The organism is Acidovorax sp. 22279, from assembly GCF_052045435.1.
GTDB lineage: Bacteria > Pseudomonadota > Gammaproteobacteria > Burkholderiales > Burkholderiaceae_C > Acidovorax > Acidovorax delafieldii.
Genome location: NZ_JBQEOV010000014.1, coordinates 1 through 14,076, shown reverse-complemented (window position 1 = coordinate 14,076; position 14,076 = coordinate 1). Strand labels below are relative to the sequence as shown.

The 14,076-nt window shown below is 63.9% G+C and carries 14 protein-coding genes and 1 tRNA gene; 8 read left to right on the top strand and 7 right to left on the bottom strand.

All coding sequences use genetic code 11. The annotated features are described in order from the left end of the window. Positions 1-68 precede the first annotated feature (68 nt). From ACTJKQ_RS17945 to ACTJKQ_RS17920, 6 genes are all read right to left on the bottom strand, one after another. The gene (locus tag ACTJKQ_RS17945) at positions 69-893 is read right to left on the bottom strand and encodes a zinc-dependent peptidase (RefSeq protein WP_108498825.1); all 825 of its coding nucleotides are present in this window, start codon (positions 891-893) and stop codon (positions 69-71) included. Positions 894-939: 46 nt separating this feature from the next. Further along, the gene (locus ACTJKQ_RS17940) at positions 940-1,740 is read right to left on the bottom strand and encodes a UDP-2,3-diacylglucosamine diphosphatase (protein WP_440597628.1); all 801 of its coding nucleotides are present in this window, start codon (positions 1,738-1,740) and stop codon (positions 940-942) included. A gap of 82 nt (positions 1,741-1,822) precedes the next feature. Then, complete coding sequence (locus ACTJKQ_RS17935; protein ID WP_056064668.1) at positions 1,823-2,329, bottom strand: peptidylprolyl isomerase; 507 nt, start codon at positions 2,327-2,329, stop codon at positions 1,823-1,825. 30 nt (positions 2,330-2,359) lie between these two features. After that, a complete protein-coding gene (locus ACTJKQ_RS17930; RefSeq protein WP_146871425.1) occupies positions 2,360-2,941 on the bottom strand; it encodes a peptidylprolyl isomerase in 582 nt (193 codons plus the stop codon). Then, entirely contained in the window at positions 2,938-4,236 is a 1,299-nt protein-coding gene (locus ACTJKQ_RS17925; RefSeq protein ID WP_167514357.1) for a L,D-transpeptidase family protein, read from the bottom strand. Before ACTJKQ_RS17925 ends, ACTJKQ_RS17930 begins: the two co-directional genes overlap by 4 nt. Before the next feature lie 79 nt (positions 4,237-4,315). Next, a complete protein-coding gene (locus ACTJKQ_RS17920) occupies positions 4,316-5,386 on the bottom strand; it encodes a L,D-transpeptidase Cds6 family protein (RefSeq protein WP_440597627.1) in 1,071 nt (356 codons plus the stop codon). Between the two features lie 217 nt (positions 5,387-5,603). Between ACTJKQ_RS17920 and cysS the strand changes: the two genes are divergently transcribed. From cysS to ACTJKQ_RS17890, 6 genes are all read left to right on the top strand, one after another. Beyond that, positions 5,604-6,986, top strand: a complete 1,383-nt coding sequence (gene cysS, locus ACTJKQ_RS17915; protein WP_440597626.1) for a cysteine--tRNA ligase — start codon at positions 5,604-5,606, stop codon at positions 6,984-6,986. Positions 6,987-7,033: 47 nt separating this feature from the next. Continuing rightward, the gene (locus tag ACTJKQ_RS17910) at positions 7,034-7,708 is read left to right on the top strand and encodes a DNA-3-methyladenine glycosylase family protein (RefSeq protein WP_056747082.1); all 675 of its coding nucleotides are present in this window, start codon (positions 7,034-7,036) and stop codon (positions 7,706-7,708) included. A gap of 78 nt (positions 7,709-7,786) precedes the next feature. Next, entirely contained in the window at positions 7,787-8,764 is a 978-nt protein-coding gene (locus ACTJKQ_RS17905; RefSeq protein ID WP_056747083.1) for an acetyl-CoA carboxylase carboxyltransferase subunit alpha, read from the top strand. A gap of 200 nt (positions 8,765-8,964) precedes the next feature. Then, positions 8,965-10,815 (top strand): methyl-accepting chemotaxis protein, encoded by a 1,851-nt coding sequence (locus tag ACTJKQ_RS17900; protein WP_288851142.1) that lies wholly within the window; start codon positions 8,965-8,967, stop codon positions 10,813-10,815. A gap of 165 nt (positions 10,816-10,980) precedes the next feature. Beyond that, complete coding sequence (tilS, locus tag ACTJKQ_RS17895; protein ID WP_440597625.1) at positions 10,981-11,931, top strand: tRNA lysidine(34) synthetase TilS; 951 nt, start codon at positions 10,981-10,983, stop codon at positions 11,929-11,931. 342 nt (positions 11,932-12,273) lie between these two features. Then, a tRNA-Ser gene (locus tag ACTJKQ_RS17890) sits at positions 12,274-12,366 on the top strand. Here the strand turns inward: ACTJKQ_RS17890 and ACTJKQ_RS17885 are convergent. Continuing rightward, complete coding sequence (locus ACTJKQ_RS17885; RefSeq protein ID WP_440597624.1) at positions 12,334-12,660, bottom strand: hypothetical protein; 327 nt, start codon at positions 12,658-12,660, stop codon at positions 12,334-12,336. The two genes, ACTJKQ_RS17890 and ACTJKQ_RS17885, sit on opposite strands and share 33 nt — an antisense overlap. Positions 12,661-12,733: 73 nt before the next feature. On the opposite strand from ACTJKQ_RS17885, the gene ACTJKQ_RS17880 reads away from it, so the two are divergent. Both ACTJKQ_RS17880 and ACTJKQ_RS17875 read left to right on the top strand, forming a co-directional pair. Continuing rightward, positions 12,734-12,901 carry a hypothetical protein gene (locus ACTJKQ_RS17880; protein ID WP_440597623.1) on the top strand — a complete coding sequence of 56 codons (168 nt, stop codon included), beginning with the start codon at positions 12,734-12,736 and terminating at the stop codon, positions 12,899-12,901. Positions 12,902-13,297: 396 nt separating this feature from the next. Beyond that, positions 13,298-14,076 (top strand): replication initiation factor domain-containing protein (locus tag ACTJKQ_RS17875; protein ID WP_440597622.1); only part of this gene is annotated, 779 nt, incomplete at its 3' end.

The window sequence follows — 14,076 nt, the reverse complement described above, 5'->3', positions numbered from 1 at the left end:
GGCGGCGGCAAGCGCAGGGCTTCCAGCCAGTCTACGAGGGGCGTGGGCCCCTACGCATGCGGCCAACCTCAGCCCGCAGGGCGCTGGAAGAATGCATCCAGCACCGGCATCAACCCCGGAAACTCCAGAGCAAACCGTTCGCGGTTTACAAAATACGCCTCGCAGGCCACGGCAAAGAATTCGGACTGCGAGGTCGCCCCGTACGCGTCCAGCCAGGGCCGTTCGGCGCCAAAGCGCTCGGCCATGATCACGCGTTCGCGAAACTGTTCGTAGGCGGGCTCCCAGGCTGCCCACCATGCCTCATACGCCGCACGGCCGGTGCGTGTGCCTATGAAGCCTGCGGGCAGGGGCGGGCAGCCGTTGGGTTGGCCGTTTTTCATGTCGAGCTTGTGGACGAACTCGTGCACCACCACGTTGTGACCGCGCGCTGTGTTCTCGGCAGCGTTGTTCACATGCTGCCAGCTGAGCATGATGGGGCCGCGCTCCATGGCCTCGCCCAGCAGCACTTGGGTGTGCTCGTGCACCACGCCCGCTTCGTCCATCGTCTGGCGGCGGGCCACGGCCTCGCCAGGGTGCAGCACGATGCCCACAAAATCGTCGTACCAGTCGAGTGCCTTGGCGGGGTCGCCCCAGTGCAGCAGGGGCAAGCAGGCCTGCGCGGCAATGTCGATGGCCATGGCGTCGGTCACCACGAGGCCGTGGGCACCGTGGAATTCCTTGTGATGCAAAAAGAGCGCGCTCAGCACACGCAGTTTGGCCTGGTCGTGCAGCGACAGTGCGGCCAGAAATGGGTAGCGCTGCACGGTCTGCAGCCACAGCGTGGCAGAGATGTCCGGTACCGGGGCCACGGTGGCGCGCACGCGGCGCCAGAGGCGGTTGAGCAAGGGGGGCATGGCGATCGGGCTGCGGGAGGTGGGCCCGCTCAGTTCATGACCGCTGTTACTTGGGGGCCAGGGGCAGCCGTTCCAAGCCCGCGCTGGACAAACGCAGTGTTTCCAGCCGGGGGGACAATGCTGCGGCATCCCAGTCGCTCAGCACCACGCGTTGCAGACCCGGAGCCAGCACATGGTCGGCGGGCCGGTGGGTGTGGCCGTGGATGAGGGTGTGGGCGCCTGCGGCCTGCAGCCAGGCGATGGCGGCGGGGCTGTCCACATCGGCGTACGTGGCCCCCGACTGCTTGCGCGCCTCGCTCTCCTGGCGGATGCCGCGCGCCTGCACGCGGCGCGTGGCCAAAGGCTGGGTCAGAAATTGCTGCTGCCAGGCGGCGCTGCGGGCCTGCAGGCGAAAACGCTGGTAGTCCACATCGTCCAGGCACAGCAGGTCGCCGTGGCTCAGGACATACCGCTGGCCGCCAAAGACCAGGACTGTGGGGTCTGCCAGGCCGGTGATGCCGCACCCAGCCAGGAAGGCAGGGCCCGCCAGGAAGTCGCGGTTGCCATGCATGAAGTACACCGGCAGGCGCTGAGCGGCGGCCCGAAGGAGGGCGCAGCCCCGGGCTTCGAAGCTGCTGGGCTCGCTCATGGCATCGTCGCCCACCCACACTTCGAACAGGTCGCCCAGAATAAAGAGGGCGTCTGCCGTGGTGCCTTCCAGATACTGCTGGAATGCGGCCACCGTGGCGGGCTCGCTGGCCTGCAGGTGCAGGTCTGAAATGAAATCGACCGTGCGCCAATGCGAGGGAGCGACAAGCTCCTCGAACCGGGGCACGGTCGTGGTCACGGGGGGGGCTGGGTGGTTCATCCCTTGCGCTGCGGCCTGCAATGGGCGGCCGACATGGGCGTGGCCTCCGCGGGGCGCGCAGCGCCACAGGGGAATGCCATGCTTAGAGAGCGACGGCCTTCTCGATGATCACGTCTTCCTTCGGCACGTCGTCATGGAAGCCCTTGCGGCCCGTCTTCACGGCCTTGATCTTGTCCACCACGTCGGTGCCCGACACGACCTTGCCGAACACGGCATAGCCCCAGCCCTGGGCCGAAGGTGCGGTGTGGTTCAGGAAGCCGTTGTCGGCCACGTTGATGAAGAACTGGGCGGTGGCCGAGTGTGGGTCGCTGGTGCGTGCCATGGCCACGGTGTAGTTGGCGTTCTTCAGGCCGTTGTTGGCTTCGTTTTCGATGGGCGCGTCGGTGCCCTTCTGGGTCATGCCGGGCTCAAAGCCGCCGCCTTGCACCATGAAGCCGGGGATCACGCGGTGGAAGATGGTGTTGTTGTAGTGGCCCTTGTTCACGTAGGCCAGGAAGTTCTCGACCGACTTGGGTGCCTTGGCGGCGTCGAGTTCGAGGGTGATGACGCCGTAGCCGGCGATGTGCAGTTCGACTTGGGGATTGCTCATGGCTTTGCTTCTTTCAAAAAAATGGGCGCGTCACTTCACCACGGTGGCGGAGTTGATGGTGATGGGGGTGGTGGGCACGTTCTGGTGGCCGCCCTTGTTGCCGGTGGCCACGGCCTTGATCTTGTCCACCACGGCGGTGCCTTCGACCACCTTGCCGAACACGGCGTAGCCGTGACCATCGGGGTTGGGAGCGTTGAGCATGCCGTTGTCCTTCACGTTGATGAAGAACTGCGCAGTGGCCGAGTTGGGATCGCCGGTGCGCGCCATGGCGATGGTGTACGTGTCGTTCTTGAGGCCGTTTTTGGCTTCAAGCGGGATGGGGGCCTTGGTGGGCTTTTGCTGCATGTCAGCCGTGAAGCCGCCGCCCTGGATCATGAAGCCGTCGATCACGCGGTGGAAGATCGTGCCGTCGTAGTGCTTGCTGTTCACGTAGGCCAGGAAGTTCTCGACCGTCTTGGGGGCCTTGGCGGCGTCGAGCTGCACGACGATGTCGCCCATCGACGTGGCCAGCTTGACCTTGGGGGCATCTTGTGCTTGTACGGGTGCTACTGTAAACATAGCAGCCAGGGCAATGCTTGCTAGCGCTACCGTCGAATTTCTTCTGGAAATCATCCAATCACTCCTTCGAAAAAGATCTGCCATTGTTGGCCGCGGCGCGTCCAGTACTGGCGCTTGACCGGGCCTGTGCGGGCGCCTTCGGCGACTTCGCCGAACGTTACCACCATGGTGTCGGCCGAGTCTGTCCACCGCAGGTAAGACTTGTCCTTGAGCTGGAGTTCCCGGCCCTTGAGGGCGCGGGCCTCGGCCTGCAGCACCTGGGTCCATTCCTCCAGCGGCTTCTTGCGGTAGCTCTGGAAGTCGGGCGCATAAAAGCCCAGCAGGCGCTTCATGTCGCCCTCGGTCTTGGCGGTGCGCCAGGCGTTGAGCACCGCTTCAAACGATTTGCGGTCGGCCGCCACGCTGTGGGGCTGCACCCATTGCAGCTGGCGTGCAATGACCACGGGGGTGGAGCGGGGCTCCACCGTGCGCAGGATGCGTTCGAGGTCGGGGTTGGCCAGCACGAGGCAACCGTCGGTCGCCAGTGGCGCGCGCGAGAATTGGTCGGGCGGCGTGCCATGCAGCCAGATGCCGCTGCCCGTCTTGCCCCGGCTCTGGTCCAGGGGGTTGGGATAGTTGATGGGCAGGGCGCCCGCGCCGTAGAAGTCCTTGAGCTTGGCCGGGTCCAAGCGGCTGGTGATGAAGTACACCCCCAGCGGTGTGCGCTGGTCACCCTCCACCTCTTTTTCGATGCCGAGCTTGCCCACGGAGGCATAGTAGTCGGCCACCAGCCGCAGGCCCTGGGCGGTGTTTTCAAAGAGGTACAGGCGAGAGCGCGAGGTGTCTACCGCAATCGCGTGGCGCGAGCGAGGGGACAGCTCCAGGAACTGTGCGGGGATGGCATTGACCGGGGGGCGGCTGCGTTGTGCATCCACACGCTGGCGCGATTCGGTGCGCAGTTCGGCCAGTGCTGCAGCGGCCTGGATGCTGCGGGCCGAGTCCGGCTCAGGGGCCACATCGCCCATATGCCGCAGTGGGCGGGTTCGCGACATGAGCAGGTCACCGACCGCCAGTTGCGCCAGCTGGAAATTGGGGTAGTCGCGCGCCAGGCTTTCGGCCTGGGCCAGCGCCTCGCGACCCCGGCCTTCTGCCACCAGCTTGTAGACCGCCATGAGGCGCGTCTCCGCTTGGCCGTCGCGCAGCTCGGCAGGTGTGGGCGCCACCGGGGGTGTGGTGGATGCCGCATGCGCAGCAGCCGCCCGGCGGGCCTTGGCACCCTGCGGCAGGGCTGGCGTGGCCAACGAGAGGCCCAGCAGCAACAGCACCGCCGATGCTGCCCTGCGGCCTGCGTTGGTCAGGGGCACAAACATGCAAACCATCTATCAGCTGACTGTCAGGGCAAAAAAAAAGCCCGCGCGGAAGGCGCAGGCGCCGCATCGGGGGCCATGGTCAACCGCCTGTGGATTCGCGAACGATGGTCCAGCGGCCGTTGTTATTGACGAGGTCCAACGTCTTGCGGCTGCTCACGTTGAGCGAGTCGGCACTGTATGCCTGGCGAAACCGGGCCGTGGCCTTGTCACCTTGTACGGACACGGTGATGTCAGAAAGCTTCACGCTGATCTTGGATTTGCCGACGATGCGCGCCTCGCGTTCCTTCTCCCAGGCAGCGCGGCCTTGGCGACCAGGTGGATCGAACGACTTGTCGTACGCGCCCAGGTACCCCTTCATGTCCTTGGACGACCAGGCCGCAGCCCAGGCCTGTACGGCGGAGGTAACGGCCTGGGTGGACGCGTCGCTGGCAGCTGCAGGAGCTGGGGCAGGTGCCGGTGCAGCGGGAGCAGGGCTGACAGTTGGAGCTGGGGCGGCGGCAGGCGCTGGCGCCGGGGCTGCAGCTGCTGGCGCAGCGGCGGGCGCTGGAGCGGGTGCAGGGCGCTGGGTTACCACCACGGCAGGCGCGGGCGCTGCGGCGGCAGGGCGACCGGTTTTGCTGCCGGGTTCGTTGGAGAACAATTCGCGGATCAGCGCCAGCTTGGGCTTGACGGAGTTGGCGTTGTTGGCATCCAGTTGCAGCGCCTTGTTGTAAGCCTGGCTGGCCAGCTTGGCGTAGATGTCGCCCAGGTTTTCCTGTGCTGTGGCATAGCTGGGGTTGGTGCGGATCGCCATTTCCAGCGCCGTGCGGGCCTTGTCCAGCTGGTTCTGGTTGGCGTACAGCACAGCCAGGTTGTTGTAGGGCTCGGGCAGCTCTGGGTACTCTTCGGTGAGCTTGGTGAAGGTGGCGATGGCGTCGGCCTGCTTGCCCGAGTCGGTCTGGGCCACGCCACGCAAGAAGCGCAGCTGCGGGTCACGTGGGTTGGCGGCCAGGCGCTGATCGGCCTTGGCCAGCGCCTCGGACGCCTTGCCAGCCTTGAGCAACTGGGTGATGTCGGCATAGTCGTCCGCGTGGACCACGCCCGTGCCCATCAGGGCGGTCAGTGCCAGAAGGCGCAGTAGGCGTGGGAGTGTGCGTCGGACTTGCTTCATGGGGGTACAAAGGAGTTGGGCGGCAGCCAGCCCGGGCGGGGGCTTATACTGCGGCGGATTGTAGCTGAGGGGGTTGTCATGACGGTACGCTGTTGCCGCTGGTGATTTTGCTGGACGCCCCTTGCCGGGCCACCCCCTGTCAAGGGCCGAGTTCCGCTGCTGCCGGGTGAGTTTCTTTGCCTCGCCCACCCCATCAAGTCCCCGTTACTGAAATCCCATGAGTTTGCGCATCTACAACACGCTGTCGCGTGCATTGGAAGACTTTTCCCCGCTCGAACCTGGCCATGTGCGCATGTATGTGTGCGGCATGACCATTTATGACCTGTGCCATATCGGCCACGCCCGGATGATGATGGCGTTCGACGTGGTGCAGCGCTGGCTCAAGGCCAGCGGCCTGCGTGTGACCTACGTGCGCAACATCACCGACATCGACGACAAGATCATCAAGCGTGCGCTGGAGCGTGGCATCACCATCCGCCAGCTCACTGACGAGATGATTGCCGCCATGCACCAGGACATCGGCCTGCTGGGCATCGAGCCGCCGTCGGTCGAGCCCCGCGCTACCGAATATGTGCCCCAGATGCTCTCGCTCATCGGCCAGCTGGAAGGCAAGGGCCTGGCCTACCGGGCGAGCAACGGCGATGTGAACTACTCCGTGCGCAAGTTCGATGGCTACGGCAAGCTCTCGGGCAAGTCGCTCGACGAGCTGCGCGCCGGCGAGCGGGTGGCTGTGCTGGACGGCAAGGAAGACCCGCTCGACTTCGTGCTGTGGAAAGCCTCCAAGCCCGAGGAACCCCCCGAGGCCAAATGGGACAGCAGCTTTGGCTCGGGCCGACCCGGCTGGCATATCGAGTGCTCGGCCATGTGCGGCGCCACGCTGGGTGAAACCTTCGACATCCACGGCGGCGGCGCGGACCTGCAGTTCCCCCACCACGAGAACGAAATCGCCCAGAGTGAAGGTGCCACGGGCAAACCGCTGGCCAAGTTCTGGGTGCACAACGGCTTTGTGCGCGTGGACAACGAGAAGATGTCCAAGAGCCTGGGCAACTTCTTCACCATCCGCGACGTGCTCAAGACGTATGACGCAGAAACCGTGCGCTTTTTCATCGTCCGCGCCCACTATCGCAGCGCGCTGAACTACAGCGATGCGCATCTGGATGACGCGCGCCAGGCGCTCAAGCGGCTGTACACCGCGCTGAGCTTGGTAACTCCCTCACAAGCGACTTCTATCGACTGGTCCAACCCTTACGCGGCCCGCTTCAAGGCCGCAATGGACGAGGACTTTGGCACTCCCGAGGCCGTGGCCGTGCTGTTTGACCTGGCAAGCGAGGTCAACAAGACCCGCTCCGTCGAGCTGGCGGGGTTGCTCCAGGCGCTGGGTGGCTGCCTGGGGATCTTGCAGGGTGACCCCAAGGCTTTTCTTCAGTCCGGGGCCGCCGGTGTGGATGAGTCTGAGATTCAGGCACAGATTGCTGCCCGGGCCGCAGCCAAGGCGGCCAAGAACTTTGCCGAGGCCGACCGCATCCGCAACCACTTGCTGGCCCAGGGCATCGTGCTCAAGGACTCTGCCGCCGGCACCACATGGGAAGCTGCCCAATGAGCATTGTTTTGATGCTAAATATGCCAGTAGTGCAGGTGGAATAAGCGGTGGCAGCTTCTAAAAAGATAGCGGGTGACGCTGTGGCACCGTCGCTGGTGCTGGCCACGCCCGACTACTGGGCCGAGGCCTGCAAGCACCTGGTGAAAAAAGACCGGGTGATGAAGCGCCTGATACCGCAGTTTGGCGACGCCGCGCTGCAAACCAAGGGCGACCCCTTCATCACACTGGCGCGTTCCATCGTGGGACAGCAGGTGTCAGTCGCGTCAGCACAGGCCGTATGGGAGCGTTTTGTGGCGCTGCTGCCGCGCGGCATGAAGCCCGCCAGCGTGCTCAAGCTCAAGATCGACGACATGCGGGCCGCAGGCCTGTCTGCCCGCAAGGTGGACTACCTGGTGGACCTGGCCATGCACTTTGAAGGCGGCAAGCTGCACGTCAAGGACTGGGCCGCCATGGACGATGAAGCCATCATTGCCGAGCTGGTGGCCATCCGTGGCATCGGCCGATGGACGGCCGAGATGTTTTTGATCTTCTATTTGATGCGGCCCAATGTTTTGCCCCTCGATGACGTGGGGTTGATCAGCGGGATCAGCCAGAATTACTTCTCTGGCGACCCGGTGAGCCGCAGCGACGCCCGTGAGGTGGCCGAGGCCTGGAAGCCCTGGTGCAGCGTCGCGACTTGGTATATTTGGCGGTCTCTGGACCCCCTGCCTGTAACCTATTGACACCACTGCAGGCACGCCGGTTACAGTGCGTGCCATTCGTGGCAACCCCGCCGGGTGCGATCCCCAAGGAGAAAAACGTTGGCGAAAAAGACCTTTCTGGATTTCGAGCAGCCCATCGCCGAGCTGGAGTCCAAAATTGAAGAACTGCGCTACGTGCAGACCGAGAGTGCCGTCGATATCTCGGAAGAGATCGACCAGCTGAGCAAGAAGAGCCAGCAGCTCACCAAAGACATTTACAGCGAACTGTCGCCCTGGCAGATCACCAAGATCGCCCGCCACCCTGAGCGTCCCTACACGCTCGACTACGTGCGCGACATCTTCACCGACTTCGTCGAGCTGCACGGCGACCGCCACTACGCGGACGACTTGTCCATCGTGGGCGGCCTCGCGCGCTTCAACGGCCACGCCTGCATGGTGCTGGGCCATCAGAAGGGACGCGACACGAAGGAGCGCGCCATGCGCAACTTTGGCATGAGCAAGCCCGAAGGCTATCGCAAGGCCCTGCGCCTGATGAAGACGGCCGAGAAATTCAAGCTGCCCGTGTTCACCTTTGTGGACACGCCCGGCGCCTACCCGGGCATTGACGCCGAAGAGCGCGGCCAGTCCGAGGCCATTGGCCGCAACATCTTCGAGATGGCGCAGCTCGAAGTACCCATCATCACCACCATCATTGGCGAAGGCGGCTCCGGCGGCGCCTTGGCCATCAGCGTGGCCGATCAGGTTGTGATGCTGCAATACGCCATCTACTCGGTCATCAGCCCCGAAGGCTGCGCCTCCATCCTCTGGAAGACCAGCGACAAGGCGCAAGAGGCAGCTGACGCCCTGGGCATCACCGCCCACCGCCTCAAGGCCCTGGGCCTGGTGGACAAGATCGTGAGCGAGCCCGTGGGCGGCGCCCATCGCGACCACAAGCAGATGGCCGCATTTTTGAAGCGCGCTTTGGGCGATGCCTTCCGCCAGGTGGCAGACCTCAAGACCAAAGACTTGCTGGACCGCCGCTACGAGCGTCTGCAGAGCTACGGCCGCTTCAGCGACACCAAGGCGGACGCCCGCTAAGCCCGCTGAGGGCAGGCTCTGGCCTGTCGTTGCTGGCACCGAATGCACCAGCTTGGTGCGGTTCCAACGGCCCTTCGGGGCCGTTGTTGTTTTTCTGGCCGACTCCTTGCAGGGGCGCACAAACCCGCACTGGCGCATGGACTGCTACCGGATGTAACATGCCTGCAGACCGCCTGCGCGGGCGGTTCAAGGAGGGCTTCATGTCGCTTCTGAAGACGCTCAAGGGCCAGATCCTGGTCCTCTCTGCCACCTGCATGGTGGCTGCCCTGATGGTGTTGACGTTGGTCAACTACCTGTCGGCGCGTGCGCAGGCGCAGGTTTCACTGGCCGAAGAGGGCATGGCGACCGCTAAGAGCCACGCAGAAACCATTGAGGAGTGGGCGCGGGCCAAGGCCACGATCATTGCGGCCTCCGTCGCCGCCTTTGAAGATCCCGAACCTGCCAAGTCACTGGCCATGCTGCGCGACGCGGGCAAGTTCAGTACGGCGTATTTTGGCTACGCGGACAAGAAGTACGTTTTTTCAGAGACTCGCAGCCTGCCCGCCGACTACGACCCCACCGCACGTCCCTGGTACAAGCAGGCCGCGCAAGCGGGCGGGTCTGTGGTCACGCCGCCCTACATCTCGGCGTCCGACCAGAAACTGGTGGTGACTTTTGCGACCCCGGTGGGCGCCGGCGCAGCGCTCAAAGGCGTGGCGGCTGGTGATGTCTACATGGAGTCAGTGGTTGCCAATGTGGCTTCCATCCAGCCCACGCCGCAGAGTTTCGGCTTTCTGGTGTCTGCCGACGGCAAGATCATCGCCCACCGCGACCAGGCGCTGACCCTCAAGCCCATTGCCGATTTGTCCAAGGACCTCGTGACCGACAAGCTGCTCGCAGCATCCAAGGACAAAAGCTTGCTGCAGGCGGACATCGCGTCGCGCAGCCGGTTACTCAGCGTGGTGCCGATCGCGGGCACCTCATGGATGCTGGTGGTGGCCCTGGATGAAAGCGAGGCCATGGCACCGATCCGGGCCATGCTGGCCACATCGCTGATCTCCAGCATTTTGGTGTTGGTGGTGGCCGTAGGGCTGCTGGGCGTGGTTCTGACGCGGCGCCTGCGCCAGCTCACGCTGGTGCGTGACGCGATGCATGAAATCGGCGCCGGTGATGGCGACCTGTCGCGCCGCATCGACGCCCACGGTGAGGACGAGCTGGCCCAGATCGCCGGTAGCTTCAACAGCTTTGCGGGCAAGCTCTCCGGTGTGCTCTCGCAGATCCGTGACGCCAGCAGCTCGGTACGCGTGGCCGCCGAAGAGATTGCCACCGGCAACCATGACCTGAGCGGGCGCACCGAACTCACGGCATCCAGCCTGCAGCAGACGTCAGCCTCCATGCAGCAGCTGACCGAGACCGTCCGGCACAACGCAGACTCGGCACGCCAAGCCAACCAGCTGGTGGCCCAGGCGTCCAGCGTGGCGCAACATGGTGGGCAGGTGGTGGGCAATGTGGTGACCACCATGGACCAGATCAATGCGGCCTCGCGCAAGATCAACGACATCATTGGCGTCATCGACGGCATTGCCTTCCAGACCAACATCCTTGCGCTCAATGCTGCGGTGGAAGCCGCCCGCGCGGGCGAGCAGGGCAGGGGCTTTGCGGTGGTAGCAGGCGAGGTGCGCAGCCTCGCCCAGCGCAGCGCCGAGGCCGCACGCGAGATCAAGACCCTGATCAATACCTCGGTCGAGCAGGTGGAAAACGGCTCGCGGCTGGTACACGACGCGGGCACTACCATGACCGAGATCGTGACCTCGGTGCAGCGTGTGACGGACATCATGGCCGAGATCACGGCGTCCACCAATGAGCAAAGCACCAGCATCAACGAGGTCGGCCAGGCCGTGGCCCAACTCGACCAGATGACCCAGCAGAACGCAGCGCTGGTGGAGGAGAGCGCTGCTGCGGCACAGAGCCTCAAGGACCAGTCGGTGCGGCTGTCGGAGGTGGTGGGTACCTTCCGCCTGTCCACCGACCCTGCCCACGCTGCGCCACGGCTGTCCTCGCCGGGCGGTTAAGTTGCCAGGGGCGGGGCGGCGCCCCCCATGCACCTTACTGTCGGAGTGCGGGGCACTGTGATAATCGGCGCCCATGCGCCGCCATTTCTCCCTTGTTCTCTACGCCCTCCGGGCACGTCCGGCGGTTGTGACGGGTTCAGGTACAGGGCCTGAAGGGCGGATGCGATGACGCAATCAATGGACGCCGCCCTGCGGGCCTTTGCGCCCGCGTTGCCGATGGCCGTGGCGTTGAGCGGGGGCGCAGACTCGACCGCATTGCTCTTGGGCTGTGCACGCCGCTGGCCCGGGCAAGTGCTGGCGATCCATGTGCACCATGGGCTGCAGGCGGCCGCCGATGGGTTTGAGCAGCATTGCGTGGCCTTGTGTAGCAAGCTGGGCGTGCCCTTGCGTGTGCAGCGGCTGGACGCGCGCCCCGCGCCCGGCCAGAGCCCCGAGGATGCCGCTCGGCAAGCCAGATACCAGGCTTTGACGGCAGTAGCGCTAGAAGATCATGCCTTGGGTGCTATTCAATCCATAGCAATTGCACAGCACGCCGACGATCAGGCCGAAACCCTGTTGCTCGCCCTGTCGCGCGGAGCGGGCGTGGCCGGCCTGGCCGCAATGCGCGCCCAGTGGACGCGTGCTGGTCTGGTCTGGCAGCGCCCCTTGTTGCAGGTGTCAGCGGCGGACGTACGCGATTGGTTGAAGGCACAAGGCCAGGCGTGGGTGGAAGACCCCACCAACTCCGATGAGCGCTTCACGCGCAACCGCATTCGGGCGCAACTGCTGCCTGCGCTGCATGCCGCATTCCCGTCCTTTCGCGATACCTTTGCACGGTCGGCCGCCAATGCAGCCCAGGCTGCTGAGCTGCTGAACGAGATGGCACAGCAGGACCTGTCCTTGGTGGGCGTGCCCCCCGGTATCAAGGCGCTGCAGGGGCTCACCCGCGCCCGCCAGGCCAACGTGGTGCGCCACTGGCTGCGCCATGCCCACCAAACCACCCCGGGAGCCGCGCAATTGGGCGAGCTGCTGGATCAGATCCAGGCCTGTACCACACGGGGTCACCACATCCGCATCAAGGTAGGAAGCGGCTTTGTCGTGCGGTCTGGTCTTACGCTGGAATGGCTCAGGCAGTAGCTCTCAGGTGTCTTTTTGCCCGCGTCACGGGACGACACCCACAAACACGGGAGCAAACCGCCGTATCCGGCACGTTGGCCAATCGCGAAGATTGCCAGCTCTATGAGCTCGGTGCATCCAATAGAAAGCCCGAGTCCGTCCTTGCCCCCTGTCCAACAGGCTCAACACACAAGCCATCCGCGCTCGAATGGCCTCCATATGCGACATCAAAACCTGGGCGGCAATCGGCAAAAAAGTGACTCCAGCTATCAGCGCCTGGCGTGCACGAGGACTCTGGATCAGCCCACCTATGCTGCTGCAACCAGCGGAACAGCCCCTGAAATGAGGCATAATAGCGGGATTGGAAACGTGACCGAGTGGCCGAAGGTGCTCCCCTGCTAAGGGAGTATGGGGTGTAGAGCCTCATCGAGGGTTCGAATCCCTCCGTTTCCGCCAACCATCAGGAAAAGCTGCAAGCATGGCCTTAAAGCCATCTGCAGCTTTTTTTTCGTCTGCGTTGTCTGACGTTGACAGGTCTTCTGCCATTGCCGCGACAAATGCGTGAGCAGGGTCCTGCCCCAGTATCACGCGCAGCTTTCCCCGAACTCGCCAGTTCGCGGGGCGTTCCCCCTTCTTAATTTTTGCCAAGTTCGCGTGCTCCATGTCGAGCATGGTTGCGAGCTTGCGTTGGCTTCCAGCTATCGATGCTGCCTCTTCGATAAGAGAATTCAATTCTTCATTGGTATACATGTGACACCACCCCTGTGTAAGATTGGTGTCGAAATGACACCGATGTCGTTTTGACATCTTACACAGAGCCGCCATGACTGCCACAAGTCCCGTTCGCACACCCCCAGCCACCCAAGGCGCTGCACGCGCTGTGGCGGCTCCTGCAGCGCCTGTGCTGGGGGTGTGCACCCGCTCTTACGTCAAGGTCTCTTCCTCCGTGTTGCGCTGGTCGCGTATCCAGATCAAGGGGCAATCGCTATGAGCTTTCAAGCTATCGAGTGCTTGAACCTTGCCCATTTCGTTCTCGGCTGCGCAGTGCTGTTTTTTTTCGCTGTCTTAGGTTTATTGGCCGTGGTTTCGTTTGCTTTGAGATTGGCTCGGCCCACGACTGGAGCGCAAAAATGACCCGCCCCCGCAACCTCTCGCAGTGGCTGCACATCGCGGCCTTTCTTGACCTCTTCCCTAATCGCCCCCTTGAAGACCACGCCCGCCGCATTGGTGCGCTGGTAGCGAAGCGCGCGGAGGGGCCCCGCGCCAGCGGGGGGGATGCCGCGCGCGAAGCGCAATCTTTTGCTATCAATTTTGGGGGGTGCGTAGCACCTCAGACAGCTTCGGTCCCCGATGGTAATCACGGGGACAACTTTCCAGAGTCAGCCGCATGACCCATCCCACATCGCTCGTTCTAGAGGGCAATGAGGTCAAGCTCCGTTTGCAAGCGGAGCGCGTCCAAACCGGTTCGCCCGTTCATGTCGATTGGCTCCGCTTCACCGTCAATCTGCGGTTTGCTCCCATCCCCACGGTTGAGCATCTTTTCCCGCCCGCCCAGGCATCCGAGTTCGATTTGCGCTCAGAGCATCAACTGAGCGAAGACGACCGCCGCCGCGCCAAGCTCTGCCACCTGCTGCGCGACATTCCAGACCCGGACTTTGCCGCCAGCACACAAGCGCTTGAGCTTGCAAACAACGTGTGCGAAATCCTCGGTGAAGGCTTCACCGTGGACCCCGAAATGAAGAAGGGGCACGACTTCTACCGCCACCGCTGGAGCATCCTGCGCGCAGGCAATGAATGCGGCTGGGTCGGCTTCCTCGCCTCCGGCGAAAGCCCACGGCAACGCGCCCAGTCAAAGACCATTCATTGCAACCTGTACGGCGTCGCCTGCACGTTTGCTGCCCCAGGCTGGGCACCACGCATGGCCGATTACATGGACGAACACCGCGCCCTGGTCACGCGCTGCGATCTGGCTTTGGACTTCTTCGACGGCATCAGCGGTGGCATGGACCGCGTTGTCAGCGACTACGACGCCGGAGCCATGGACCACTACGGCCACCGGCCCGAACACAACTGCGTTGGCGCATGGCGCGCTGGTGGTGTGGGTCGCTCCTTCTACTTCGGCAGCAAGGCCGCAGGCAAGCAAACCAACGTCTATGACAAGGGCGT

Bases quoted from the DNA above. Each gene is read 5' to 3' on its own strand.
- ACTJKQ_RS17945 (WP_108498825.1), bottom strand. From the start codon at position 893: ATGCCCCCCTTGCTCAACCGCCTCTGGCGCCGCGTGCGCGCCACCGTG.
- ACTJKQ_RS17940 (WP_440597628.1), bottom strand. From the start codon at position 1,740: ATGAACCACCCAGCCCCCCCCGTGACCACGACCGTGCCCCGGTTCGAG.
- ACTJKQ_RS17935 (WP_056064668.1), bottom strand. From the start codon at position 2,329: ATGAGCAATCCCCAAGTCGAACTGCACATCGCCGGCTACGGCGTCATC.
- ACTJKQ_RS17930 (WP_146871425.1), bottom strand. From the start codon at position 2,941: ATGATTTCCAGAAGAAATTCGACGGTAGCGCTAGCAAGCATTGCCCTG.
- ACTJKQ_RS17925 (WP_167514357.1), bottom strand. From the start codon at position 4,236: ATGTTTGTGCCCCTGACCAACGCAGGCCGCAGGGCAGCATCGGCGGTG.
- ACTJKQ_RS17920 (WP_440597627.1), bottom strand. From the start codon at position 5,386: ATGAAGCAAGTCCGACGCACACTCCCACGCCTACTGCGCCTTCTGGCA.
- cysS (WP_440597626.1), top strand. From the start codon at position 5,604: ATGAGTTTGCGCATCTACAACACGCTGTCGCGTGCATTGGAAGACTTT.
- ACTJKQ_RS17900 (WP_288851142.1), top strand. From the start codon at position 8,965: ATGTCGCTTCTGAAGACGCTCAAGGGCCAGATCCTGGTCCTCTCTGCC.
- tilS (WP_440597625.1), top strand. From the start codon at position 10,981: ATGACGCAATCAATGGACGCCGCCCTGCGGGCCTTTGCGCCCGCGTTG.
- ACTJKQ_RS17885 (WP_440597624.1), bottom strand. From the start codon at position 12,660: ATGTATACCAATGAAGAATTGAATTCTCTTATCGAAGAGGCAGCATCG.
- ACTJKQ_RS17880 (WP_440597623.1), top strand. From the start codon at position 12,734: ATGACTGCCACAAGTCCCGTTCGCACACCCCCAGCCACCCAAGGCGCT.